A 12,468-nucleotide genomic window follows, 5' to 3' on the forward strand; every position below is an offset into this window, starting at 1 on the left:
CAATTTCGGCTCAAGCATGATCGCGAACAGGCGGATGCCGGCGCTCAGTCGCATCGCGCAAGGTCATGGCGGCTTCGGTCCTGTTGCTGACGTTGAGCTTGGCCAGGATTCGCGTCATGTGGTGCTTTATCGTCTTTTCATGGAGGTTCAGCCGAAGCCCGATCCGCTTGTTGCTCAGTCCCGCGGCAACCAGCGTCAGGATCTCCCTTTCGCGGCTGGTGAGGTCGGCAAGTCCGTCAGCTTTCGCCGGCTCTTTTGATTGAGCCGAGAGATCGGCCAACAGGCGCGCCGACAATTGTGGACAGACATATCGTTCGCCCGACGCTACCGTGCGCAGGATCGCAGCCAACGTCCTCGACCCGACCCCCTTCAGAACATAGCCCCTTGCCCCGCTCTGCAACGCGGTCATCACGTGCTGGTTTTCTTCCGAAACGGTCAGCATCACAATTTTCAGTGCCGGATGCCGCTCAAGGGCCGGTCCGATCACGCCAAGGCCACCTCCAGGAACCGAGATGTCCATCAGCAGAATGTCGGGCCGCTGGTCTTCGATTATCCGCAGGGCATCGTCTCTGCTGCTTCCTTCACCGACGATCTCGAACCCGCCGATCTGATCGAGCGTGCGCACAACGCCTTCCCTGAACAGCGGGTGGTCGTCGACGATGGCGAGCTTGATGGCTACTGTCATGTCTGCCCCATTTCAACGATGTTGAGGGCCATTCTTACGACTGTGCCACTCTGTGAGGAAGTCACGGTAAACTGGCCCCCGAGGCTTTCCACCCGCTCGCGCAGCCCAATGAGTCCCAGCCTCTCGGGACGCACGATTTGCGGGTCAAAGCCAGCGCCGGCGTCGGCCACTTCGATACAAACGCGCTCGCCGTCGAAATGTTTCTCGACCGACTGACCTTCACCTCCGGCATGACGGAATCCATTGTTCAGCGCCTCCTGGACGAAGCGGAAGATGCAGATCTTGGCCGCCGGCGACAACGGCGCATGGCCGCCGGTCATCGATAATCTCACTTTGACGCCGGTTCGTTCTTCGTGCGCCCGTACGGCTAGCTGGAGAATTTCACCCAGTTCGGCATGCTCGATATGCGGCAGGACAAGGCCCTTGCTGATGCTCCTGATCTCGCGCATGGCATCGTCCAGATGTGCTTTGATGGCCAGCAATTCCTGTGCACGCTTCGATTGCGGCGTAGCGGGATCGGCAATGACGGGGCTGTCGATCCCCAGCGCCGCGAGAGCAACCAATTGCGCGGGGCCATCGTGCAAGTCCGCACCGATGCGCCTGAGATAGCGTTCGTTAAGTGCGGTGGCACGCTGCGAGGCACGCTGCACCCGCAGCCTCAACAGTCTGTTTTGCGCAAGCAGATCGGAAAGCTCGGCAATGCGCTGCTTCAACGAGCGGCTCTGCGAACTGATCATGCGGCTGCCACGGAACACGATTGCCGACAGCCCGAGAAAGAAGGCCGCTGTGACGACGGCAACGTCCAGCCAGGTTCGAATGAGCGCCTGATGCAGGTTTCTTTCAAAATCAGTGGCGACCTCGTAGAATTCCGAAACGGCCACCACTTCCCCCGACCATGGCTGCAGCACCGGATTATAGATCTCGAGGAGATGCAAGCCGCTGGCTCTTTCGGCCTCGCTGTCCGGATCGTCGAGCTTGTCGAACTCCGAGACCATTTGGCCTGCGAATGCCGCCCGGAGATTGTCGCTGGGTTCGAAGCGCTTGCCGATCAATGTCTTGTCGGTCGAATACAGGATGGTTCCGTCGCGACGCCAGAGCTTGAAGGATTCGAGCCTTGTGCCGAGTGCCCCTTGTCCCAGCGTTTCATCGAGCGCATGGGCGACGCTCTCGTCGAGCACTTCGCTCTTGCGCATATCCGGAAGCAGCGGCGCGATAACGCTGTCCACGTAAAGAGCCGTTGCGGATGCCGAATTCTGCGTGACCACGGTTTCTATATGGTTCGTGACGGAAATCCCCACCACCACCATGGCTGACAGGGAAAATAGGCCGCCCGCGAGCAGGAACTGCGTTGCCAGCGACAGCGCATTCCAACGGTCAACAAGGCTTGTCAGCCTGTGTGGCTTGGTGTTCCGAATGGCCCGCTCGGCAGCACGCCGCACCAGTGGCGCGATTCTGGAGAGCCGGCTAATCCGTTGTCGAACGTCGCTGAAAGACGCCATCCTAGGTGTGTAACCGATCAATCGCGATGGAACTAGGGCCTGATGAGAGGGCGAACAGCGTATCCGGCGCTTTTTTGGGCAAACCGTCTCATTGCGTCGTTCGGTAAAGCTCGGACGCGGCCTGCTTCAGTGCCGCCCGTCCATCCGGCCTCAGATACATCATGTGCCCGCCCTCCAGCACCTCGGTGCGAATGGGCTTTGCGCCGGCAAGCGAAGGAATTTGACCAAGCAGGTAGCGCGAGCCCATGTACGGCGTCACCAGGTCGCTGTAGCCGTTGACGATCAGCACGCCGAGGCTGGGGTTTAGCACGCGCGCCTGTTGAAGGTCGTCCATGACACCCGCATAGCCCTGACGCGTCGCGCTCGTCCCATAGTCCCAATTGCCGCTGACTTCACGGTTGAGAAGCCGATAGCTGATATCCGTGCGGAAGTTCAATTCATCACGCACATAGCCGACGAAAGCGGAGGTGAGCGCCGGCACGCTTCGGTCGAGCACCGGATCGGGACCCTCGACTCCCAGGCTCTCTGGCGCCACGTCCGCTGTCGCGATGTTGCCGTCATAGGCGCTGAGAACATTGCCCTTTGCCCGTGCAAACTCCTTGGCGAACAGCCCTATGGGAATGCGTGCAAAGTGCCGCTGGACGAGATCGAGCGGCAGACCGGTGATTGCGGCGACACGCTGGCTCGCCAGGCGTCCACCCTGCTCCAGCCCACCTGCCAGTGCGGCCAGATAATCGCCGAGCGCATAGCGTTCGACTTCTGCCAGCCGCTCCTGCAGGGCCGGGCCGGAAACGCCTTCGCTGTGTAGGCGCACTGCCGCCAGCGACGGCAGTTCCAGCGCCCAGTGGAGCGGCTGGAACTCGTCTGGGCGCACCAGCGTGAATTCGAGCGCCGGCGAAATCAGCACGACGCCACTCGGGCTGATGCCGATGTCTTCCTGAAGCTTCCTGGCGAGCAATGCTGCTCGAAAGCCGCCATAGCTTTCGCCAGCCAGGAAGACAGGCGATGCCGTACGGTTCGTCTGCGCCAGATAGAGCCGGATAAACGCGCCTATCGACGCGACGTCCTGGCTGACGCCCCAGAAGCTGTGTGCTTCTGTGCCGGGCGCTTCACGGCTGTAACCGGTTCCAACAGGGTCCACAAAGACCAGGTCGGTCATGTCGAGCCAAGTGTCGGGGTTGTCGAACAGCCTCTGCGGCGGCGGCAGGAAACTTCCATCGGCCGCCGTCGCCAGGACCCGCGGACCGAGCGCGCCGAGATGAAGATAAGCGGAAGCTGCTCCCGGACCGCCATTGAACACGAAGGTGATCGGGCGCCGCGGATCCGGTCCCGTTTCTTTCCCGGAATGCAGTGCATAGGCGACGTAGAAAATCTCGGCGGTGATATCGCCTTTGCCGGACGGCAATGACAGCGTGCCGGCCTTGGCCTCGTAATCGAGCGTGCGTCCGGCTATGACGATCGAATGATCGGAAGTCTGCGGCGGTGGCAGGAGCGAGAGAACCCCGCCTGTGGGCGGCGGCCGCTGGGCCGTCTCCGCGTGACCCACCCCAACTCCGGCAACCAACAGCAGAAGAGCGAGGGCGATTTCTTGCAGCTTGATAGGCATGACGTCTCCGGAGCAATTGGCTGGAAACTAGCACACCGTCGGCCGAACCAAAGTCACAGCACCGTGCGCCAGTACATCTGACAAGAAGAGGGGTCGGATTTGGAAATCCGATGCCCAGGCGGAAGATAGGGCGCGAGGGTCACGGCAGCAGCCTCAACCTCTTCCAGCAGATGCGTGCGGCGGATTGGCGGACCAAACGACTTCGTGAATTTTCTGCCGGTTGACTCGATTGGCCCACTTCCTAGGTTGGCATTCGGGGCTCCCGTGCAATCCGAAGTTGGTATGACATCTTTCCACACCCGAAAGCTTGCCTTTCTCCTTCTATCGGCAAGCGCCGCCATCCTGTCTTCCTGCGTCATGCCCGACGACACGTCGAGCACTGCGAAGGAAGACGCCACGGCGGCGGCAGCCCGCAGGGAGATGGTCGGCCTTAGCGAGGCGGACGTTCGAATGTGCGCCGGCTTTCCGACCGCCACTGCCGATGTCGGCAAATCCGGCCAGATCTGGACCTATCAGCGCGTCGTTCAACGCGGCAATCTCAACATTGTCGTTCCGACCGTGGCCATTGGCCCGGTCCCGGCGCTGGGAGGTTCCGTCAACGTCGCCCCCGGCGGCTATTGCAACACGCAAATTCGAATGGTTGACGGTCATGTTGCCGAGGTTGCCTACGCCGGCGACAACAACCTGCCGAACAACCGCGATGCGCTCTGTGTCAGCACGGTAGACGCCTGTGTCGCCTACGCCCGTCAGTATCATCCAGGCAGGACAATGGGCAGATAGCGGGATGAGTGGCATTGCCGCTGATCTGAACGCCTGAGATTTCTGGTTTGCCGGCTATTGACTATCCTCGATCCCGATCGAGCATCACCGATTTGACCTGACATTCCCCGCTCTCAACCGCCGACCCCATCGCGAATAGTGGAGAAATAGCGGTCGGTTCCGACCTGCCCGCCCTTGAGGGCAATTTCCAGCCCATCGATCGCCTTAATGCTTGAATGCGCCACACAAAGTGGCGAGCCCGGCGATGCCGGCAGCGGCATTCGCACAGTCAGCGCGTCGACGCCCATCTGGCCAAGTGCATGGCTCGACGTGTCGCCGCCGGCGATGACCACGCGCAGTAGCTTCTCTTGAAGCGTCAGTTCGCGGAGAACCTCGCCAAGGCCGCGGCCGAGCTTATGGCGGGCGCCTTCCCGGAGATCGATTTCTGCACCGCGGTCGGCCGCAGGTCCGAGCGCGGTGTAGAGGATGACGCTGCGCCCGGCCCGTAGGCTGGAGCGGCCGGTTGCCACCGCGCGCGCAATCGCGTCGTTCGAAGCCTCAGAAACCAGTTCGACCGGGTCGAGCTCGATCCCGTCGAAGCCGTCGGCCAGAGCATGACGGATCTGTCGTTCCGTCGTCGGCGAGCAGCTCCCCGAGACCACGGCAATCCTGTCGGCAGCGCCCGGCGGCGAAAAGGCGGATTTGGTATCCACGATCCGGTTCGATGCCCATTCGACCAGCAAGGCATATTCGATGCCTGAAGAGCCGACGACGAAATAACCGCCCGGCTTGCGAGCGCGCCAAATCTCCTTGCCGGCAATTGCCTGGGTTTCCAGGCTATCGACATCGACAAGCACGATACCTGAGCCATTCTCCACAAGCCGGTCGAATGCTTTCGACCGCGACGCGGACTGCAGCGTCGCCAGGTCGACCAGGCCCGAGGCGAGGCTGGTCTGGCGCGACAGATGGATCAGCAGGTCTGATTCGTCCATCGGCGTGGTCGGATGGCGGCTCATCACGGGATGGCGGTCGATGCGGAAATATTTTTCGCGATAGGCCGCGAACAGATGACCGAAGGCGGTGTAGCGCTTCAGCTGCGGCGCGCCGACCACCAGCGGCACGCCGTCTTGCCGGAAAACCGAGCGGCCGATTTCGATCGCCCGGCCGATGCTGCCGATTGCCGGGCTGGAATCGAAGGTCGAGCAGACCTTGTAGTGGCAGATCTCGGCGTTGACGGTCTTCAGCCAGGCGAAGGCATCTCGCAGATGCGTGTCCATCCACTGCGGCGTCTCGCTGCGGCTGGTGCCGGCCAGCCCGAGGGCGCGGCAATGCGCAAATTGCGAAAGCAGCGCCTCGTCCGGCTGGCGCATGAACAGGACGGTCGGCACGCCGCCGAGCTCGAGCGCCTCCATAACGTCGGTCGAGCCGGTCAGGTCGTCGCCATAGTAACTCAGAAGCAGGTTTTGCATGGCGTCAGGCCGCCTCGCCGCCGCCGAACTTCTCGATCGACCGCGCCAGCTCGACATGGCTCAAGGCATAATCCGCCAACGGAATGTCCTGGACCGCCGCCTGCCAGGCCTGCTGCACGGCGCGCACGCCGGCGCCCGGCCCGTCCGGGTGGCTGACGATGCCACCACCGCAGAGATAGAGAAGATCGACCGTCCGGCCGGTTCGCTGGAAGGTTTCAGGCGCCTGCCCGCCCCATTGGCCGGAGCCGGCGACCGGCAATGCGCAATCGGCTGGCGAAAAGATCGGCGTGGTCACCGCCTTGAAGGATTCGACGAAGGACCAGTCGGGTTCCCAGTATTTTGAGGCGATGCCGTTGATCTGGAACTGGTCGACGCCAAGCAGGCGCCAGAACTGCTGCCAGACCCTGAAATCCATGCCAAGGCCGGGATGACGGGTGAGAATGTCCCAGCCATTGCGGTGGGCATGGAGCACAAGGCTGGAGCGTTTTCGAAGGTAAGCCATGCCACCAAAGCCGATCGAATTGATGCTGACCACCGCGCAATTGCCGCCGGCCTTTGCCACCAGATCGTGGTTTCGCATCATCTCGTCGGGATCGGCATGTGAAATGCCGAACGCATACATGACCTTCTTGCCGGTCTTCTGCTCGTGGTCGAGGATCAGCGGCATGATTGCCCTCACCCGCTCCGACAGCGGCGAATAGGCCGGGCTCATCAGCTTCTCGTCGTCCTTGATGAAGTCGACGCCGGCCGCAATCAGCTCTTGCACCATTGCGGCCGTCTCGGGCGGGCGGAGCCCCAGCGCCGGCTTGACGATGGTCCCGATGATCGGACGATCCGCGACACCGGTCAGCCTGCGGCTGCCCGTGACGCCGAATTGCGGGCCCGGATGCGCGCCCCGGTACTCCTCAGGCAGCTTCATGTCGACGACACGGATGCCGGACAGGCCCCTGATCGAAAAGGTGCCGCCGATGGCGATGGTCATCAACGCCGACAAGTCGGTACCGATGGCATCCAGCGGAAAGGCGATGTCGACGTCGGCGCGCTTGACCGGGCCGTTGCGCGCTTCGGGACCGGTTTCGGGAAGAGACGGCCGCTCCGCATCCGGCAGATTCCGTATCGCCAGGACTCGCGCTGCGACCCTGGCCTTGAGCTCTTCGGTCTCGCCGGCCAGCGCGACGAAGGTTCCGGTCGACTGGTCGCTTGCGATCTTGGCCGCAAGCGCCTCGATATTGCCCGGCGTTTCGATGCGATAGGTGAGAACAATCATATTCGCGCGGCCTGCCGGGGTGGTTCGAAAAAGGTTCCTTGGCCCTTGAAATCTGGTATAATGAGTACATAAGCTTTGCAAGCCCTATCCGGCTTGGCGGTAACGGCGAGCCGGCAGCAGGCGTTCCGGAATTCACGGCGGAAATGCTAGATAGGGGCGGTCAAAGGAGTGATTCGCGACGATGAACCGTTCGGAGCCGATCGTCCGGCGCAAGCTTTCCGACGAAGTATTCTTGAGACTGAAGCGTCTGATCACCAGCGGCGAATTGTTGCCGGGTGACGACATGCCGTCGGAGCGCGAATTGATGGAGCGCTTCGAGGTCGGCAGGCCGGCGATCCGCGAGGCAATGCAGGCGTTGAGCAATATGGGCCTCGTCGCGATCTCGCATGGCGAGCGGGCGAAAGTGCTGCAGCTGACCGCCAAGTCGATCATCAAACAGGTCGACGGCGCCGCCAAGATCATCCTGTCGTCGTCGAAGGACACGCTGGAGCACCTCAAGAACGCGCGTATCTTCTTCGAGCGCGGCATGGTCAGGGAAGCCGCGGAGAAGGCAACCGCCGAGGACGTGCAGCGGTTGCGGGCAACGGTTGCCGAGCAACGCAGCCATCGTGGCGACTCGGAAGCCTTTATATCCGCCGACATGAAATTCCACACCCAGATCGCGGCAATATCCGGCAACCCGATCTATGTCGCCGTCAGCGAGGCAATGCTTGGCTGGCTAAAGGAATACCACACCGAAATGCTGATCTGGACCGGCAAGGAAAAGTTCACGCTGACCGAGCACGAAGAGATCATCGGACGCATCGAGGCCAAGGATGCGGATGGCGCCGAGAAGGCGATGATCAAGCACCTCGAACGCTCGCGTGCGCTTTACGTGATGAACTCCGGCAGCTGAAAATCAAGAGCAAGGTCCCGACCGCAGCGGCCGGCACCTTGCTCTCGGCCTACTGACTGACCACCGATCAGCCTGAGCCCGGACCGACGCAGTTTTCTGTTGCGTCTGAAACCGATGTATGTGCCGCGTGTTTTCATTCAACGATTTCAGCATTTGCATCTTCCCAGCCATGGATTTCCGCGGCCCGCTTTCGTCAGCAAGCCCGCATAGGCCCTCCTGGAGGCGCCGCGCTTGTTCTGGGATTGGCAATTCTTGCAAAGACTATGCTAGGCTTGCCATCCGAGAACGATACTGGAGTACCGCAATGGCTGACAGGGGCCTCCACGTTGTGATCTGGCTGCCGTCGAATTTCTATTCGGCCGTCGTCTCGACGCTCGTGGAAATGTTTCAGCTTGTGAATGACGTCTGCCGTTCGCAGGTTCTCTCCTGTGAGTTCGTTTCAAGGAGCGCGCCGTCGGCATCGAGCACCGGAATTTCCTTCCCGACAAAGGCTCAACCATCCCGGAAAATGGATGTCCTGATTCTCATTGCCATGCCGGGTGTCGAGATTCCGGAGCTTCTGCGCTCGCTCGACGAGGAGAGTGAGCATTCAAAACCGCTGATCGCCCTCGCGCAGCAGCAGGACGCAATCATCGCAGCACATTGCGGCGCGTGTTATCTGCTCGCCACTTCGGGATTGTTGGACGGCAAGCGCGCAACGATATCCTGGTGGCTGAAGAACGAGGCAAGCCGCCGGTTTCCGCAAGTGCGATGGGACGCTTCCCGCCTGCTCATTCGCCAGGACCGCCTTTACACATGTGGAGGCGGGTTTTCCGGACTCGAACTCGCCAGGGCTTTGCTGATCGATCTGGGCTTCGAGAAGGAAGAGCGGATCATTCGAAAACTTCTGGTTCTTCCTCCGCCGCGCAAATTCCAGAGTCCCTACGAATTTCCTCTCGACAAAATTTCGAACGACGCCAGCCCATTCGAGAACAAGCTGCGCGAGCTCTCGAAAGACAAGATGTCAGAAATCGATTTGAAATTTCTTGCAACCGAATTGGCAATGTCTTCGCGAACCCTGTCTCGCAGGTTTTTCGACGAGCTCCAGACAACGCCGGGAAAATGGATCCAGGAAAGGCGGCTGGAGTTGGCAAGGTCCATGCTTGAGGAAACGAAACTGAGTGTCTCAGAAATCTGCTATCGGGTGGGATATCAGGACGTCGCTTCGTTCAGCCGTCTTTTTTCCAAGACAACTGGAATGGCACCAGGCGAGTTTCGAAAGCAAGTCCGGTGACAAGTCGGCAGCGGAAGTGCTGCGGCTACGGGCAACCGCTACGGAACTGCGGCGATTCATGAACCCCGGCGTGACTTCAGCCAATCCGGACGATTGCGTAGGGCGTCATGACAAGACGGTCTCGGCCCGACGCGTCGCGCTGAATCTGGCGTGACGTTCGTCCATCCCAGATATTCAGAAAACCCTGATCGGAACCGAGCCCGGAAACATCGACTGGAAGGTCGTCCGGAGTAAGGTTCGCCAGCCAGACGATGATCTTGCCTGTCTGGGAGTGGCCGGCCAGTGCCAGCACCCGCGTCTCATCGGTCGTTGTCGCCGCCACATGCGCATGGCCGGCCAGATCGCAAAGTCCTTTCACCGCGTGGAAAATCGGCCGGGGTGTACCTTCTTTGACAGGTTCGCCCGACGAGGCCAGCACGCCGAATGGTCCGGTGAAGCTGCAGAGCGTCAGCATTTCGAGCCCGGCCGGCGCAACGCGCGCGGCATAGCCGATCGTCCATGCGGCCCCGAACAGCCCGGCATGGCGAGGGTCGCGGTTGGCCATGGCAATGCGCTGACCGTCGGGATTAGCCTTGGTCGCGCCGCCATAAGGGTTCTGGCGCATGGCAATGGTCGACGGCCCGATCCGATAAGGTATTGTTCCGAAGATCGTTCGTACTGACGCCGTGATGAAAGGCAACGCCTCCAGCGATTGCATGACGCTGAGATCGTCGGAGGCGTGCACGATCGGGCAGGTGCAATGCGTGACGAAATCGAGCGGGTCGGCCGGCACACGCTTGCGATTGAGTTCGGTGAAATAGCTGAACATGCCGCCGCCGAGGCGGCTGTCGGGAAAGGAGCGCCGCGCCGCGGCGTAGACGTCTTCGAGCGGCGGGCAGTGCGGCCACGCGCTGCCCGGTGGCGTCGACTGCCGGTCGACCGAGGGCGAGACGGCAATGGCCGAAAGCTTGAGCCCGGCCTGGCGCACCCTGTCGGCGACGCCTGAAAGCTCGGCGTCGAGATCGCCGTCGCCGGCAATGACACATTCGAGCGTTGTCCGGACCGGATAGGCGGCGGCGAGCCGGGCGTAGGATCGCAAGGCGTCGAGCCCATGGCCACGCGTCGGGTCGTAGTGGAACATCAATTGCTGCGGACCAAGCTCGCACAGCACCGACAACTTGCCCAGCGCCGCCTCGACCTCATCCGGGTAGATGATCACGCCAACATCCGGCAGCGCCGGTCCGGCTTGGCCGAGCGTGACGCGAATTGGTTCCGCGATTGCCGCAGCAGCCGGCACTTTCCCGCAACCCTCTATCCGCAAACTAGTGGTCTGGCGGAAGGTCTTGCCGGCAGGCAGCACATAGGGCCATGGCAGCGCGAGCGGCCGGACATAGGTCTTGTAGGAGGCATCCGACCAGTTGCGCTGGTCCTCCATCTCGAACGTGTCGCCTTGCATCCGGCATTCGGCGGTGACGCCCGGCCGGATCTCATGGGTGATCGCCCGCAGATCCTTGAAAGGCTGCCAGGCATCGATCAGCTCTGGAAGCCGCGTCGTGACCACGCTGCCATCGGTATGCTCGACCGTGACCGGGCTGCCGGCCAGCCGGGCAATTGGATGCAGGATGCAGAAGCCGCAGCGATTGGTCTCGAAATCGTTGTCGGGAAGAGCGCTCACGTCGAAGATCAGCTGGCCATCGGCCGAGCCCTTGATGGTCGCACGGAAGTCGAGCCGGCTTCCCTCTGGTCCGAAACAACCTGCCGAATAGCTGACGAAGAAAGCGTCATCGCCCTGGTCGATGATTAAATCGGTGAGCGCCGGCTCGTAGGTGCCCCAGTCGCGATCCCTGACGATGAAGGCGACGGCGCGCAGAACCTCGGTGCCGCCATGCCGGATAGTGCGCAGATTGCCGTTGGCGAAGTCCGCCGTCAGCGCGCCGGCGCGCAGCCTGACCGGTTCGGCTTCAACGGCACGTGTGCCGTAGAGGAGGAAGGCGTCGGCTGTCATTTCAGCAAGGCGTCGAGTTGCACCGGCTCCCGGCTTGCGGCCCCAGCGTACGCAGCCTCGACCAGCGCTAATGTCTTGAGGTTGTCCGCGCCCGAGGTCGCGGGCTCGGTTCCCTTGGTCAGGCAATCGACCCAATGCTTTTGAATGGCGACGACGCTTTCCTGGATGTTGTGCCACGGCCGTGATGCCCAGGCCAGCAGCGGTGGCGAGACGTCGCTCACGGCTGTCCCGCTCCTGCCGGTGACGGTGAGGCGGTAGCCCTGCGCTAGCCGGATCGTGCCGTCGCTGCCGTCGATCTCGATCAGCGTCTCCGGAAACGGCTCGGTAGCGAGCTTGCTCGCGTAGCTGCAGTCGACCACGGAAGTGGCGCCGCCCGTGTGGTCCATCAGCATCGTCGCAACGTCCTCGCCGGCAATGCCGGGATTGATGCGCGCCGTTCGCGCAGTGACGGTCGAGACGTCGCCCAGCAGGAAGCGGGCGATGTCGAGGATGTGGATACCCAGATCCTCGATGATGAAGCGCTTTCCCGTCGCCAGATAAGGCTGGCCGGAAAACACGTCATAGGCAGAGCGGAACGAGATCCGTCCGAAAAAGGGGGTGCCGATTTCGCCGCTGTCGAGCACGGTACGCACCGCCTGGATCGGAGACTGCCAGCGAAAATTCTCATGCACCATCAGCGGCACGCCGGCGTCAGCACAGGCCTTTACCATCGCCTTGGCGTCGGCAAGCGTCGGCGCAAACGGTTTTTGGCAGATTGCCGAAACGCCGTGCTGCGCCGCCATCTCCACGAGCATTCTGTGGCTTGGTGCGGTGGTGGCGATGTCGACGAAATCCAGCCTTTCGCCGGCAAACAGCGCCGCCGCGTCGGTATAGCGCCGTGCGACCCCGAACTGGTCGCCAATGATCCGTAGCCGGTCCGGATCGCGGTCGCAGATGGCGGTGATCGAGGCGCCCTCTATGTCGCGCCAGGCATGCATCTGGTTGATGGCAAAGAAGCCGCAGCCGATCAGCGCTCCACGCAGTTCCGCCAT

The 12,468-nt window shown here is 61.9% G+C and carries 10 protein-coding genes; 3 read left to right on the forward strand and 7 right to left on the reverse strand.

The window, feature by feature from the left end:
• Positions 1-10: 10 nt before the first annotated feature.
• The 3 genes from NKH90_RS05965 to NKH90_RS05975 form a co-directional block, all read right to left on the reverse strand.
• Complete coding sequence (locus tag NKH90_RS05965) at positions 11-685, reverse strand: LuxR C-terminal-related transcriptional regulator (RefSeq protein WP_352448141.1); 675 nt, start codon at positions 683-685, stop codon at positions 11-13.
• The gene (locus tag NKH90_RS05970) at positions 682-1,911 is read right to left on the reverse strand and encodes a sensor histidine kinase (protein WP_352448142.1); all 1,230 of its coding nucleotides are present in this window, start codon (positions 1,909-1,911) and stop codon (positions 682-684) included. Before NKH90_RS05970 ends, NKH90_RS05965 begins: the two co-directional genes overlap by 4 nt.
• 361 nt (positions 1,912-2,272) lie before the next feature.
• The gene (locus tag NKH90_RS05975; RefSeq protein WP_352818039.1) at positions 2,273-3,790 is read right to left on the reverse strand and encodes a S10 family peptidase; all 1,518 of its coding nucleotides are present in this window, start codon (positions 3,788-3,790) and stop codon (positions 2,273-2,275) included.
• Positions 3,791-4,072: 282 nt separating this feature from the next.
• Here NKH90_RS05975 and NKH90_RS05980 point away from each other — a divergent pair, with 282 nt between their 5' ends.
• Complete coding sequence (locus NKH90_RS05980; RefSeq protein WP_352741965.1) at positions 4,073-4,570, forward strand: hypothetical protein; 498 nt, start codon at positions 4,073-4,075, stop codon at positions 4,568-4,570.
• A 113-nt stretch (positions 4,571-4,683) separates the two neighbouring features.
• On the opposite strand, the gene NKH90_RS05985 is transcribed toward NKH90_RS05980, so the two are convergent.
• A complete protein-coding gene (locus tag NKH90_RS05985; protein ID WP_352818043.1) occupies positions 4,684-6,018 on the reverse strand; it encodes a four-carbon acid sugar kinase family protein in 1,335 nt (444 codons plus the stop codon).
• A gap of 4 nt (positions 6,019-6,022) precedes the next feature.
• Entirely contained in the window at positions 6,023-7,285 is a 1,263-nt protein-coding gene (gene oiaX, locus NKH90_RS05990) for a 3-oxo-isoapionate-4-phosphate decarboxylase OiaX (RefSeq protein WP_352818045.1), read from the reverse strand.
• Positions 7,286-7,466: 181 nt separating this feature from the next.
• Between oiaX and NKH90_RS05995 the strand changes: the two genes are divergently transcribed.
• Together NKH90_RS05995 and NKH90_RS06000 are read left to right on the forward strand one after the other, a co-directional pair.
• A complete protein-coding gene (locus NKH90_RS05995; RefSeq protein WP_292663135.1) occupies positions 7,467-8,180 on the forward strand; it encodes a transcriptional regulator NanR in 714 nt (237 codons plus the stop codon).
• Between the two features lie 304 nt (positions 8,181-8,484).
• Positions 8,485-9,453: a GlxA family transcriptional regulator gene (locus NKH90_RS06000; RefSeq protein WP_352469593.1), complete on the forward strand. Its 969-nt coding sequence runs from the start codon at positions 8,485-8,487 to the stop codon at positions 9,451-9,453.
• 76 nt (positions 9,454-9,529) lie between these two features.
• Here the strand turns inward: NKH90_RS06000 and apnL are convergent, their stop codons facing one another.
• Positions 9,530-11,437 (reverse strand): D-apionate lactonase, encoded by a 1,908-nt coding sequence (gene apnL, locus NKH90_RS06005; RefSeq protein WP_352818047.1) that lies wholly within the window; start codon positions 11,435-11,437, stop codon positions 9,530-9,532.
• Positions 11,434-12,468: a Gfo/Idh/MocA family protein gene (locus NKH90_RS06010; RefSeq protein WP_352682593.1), complete on the reverse strand. Its 1,035-nt coding sequence runs from the start codon at positions 12,466-12,468 to the stop codon at positions 11,434-11,436. The genes apnL and NKH90_RS06010 overlap by 4 nt, the downstream gene beginning before the upstream one ends.

This window comes from Mesorhizobium sp. M0898, from assembly GCF_040319695.1.
In the GTDB taxonomy this organism is placed as follows: Bacteria; Pseudomonadota; Alphaproteobacteria; order Rhizobiales; family Rhizobiaceae; genus Mesorhizobium.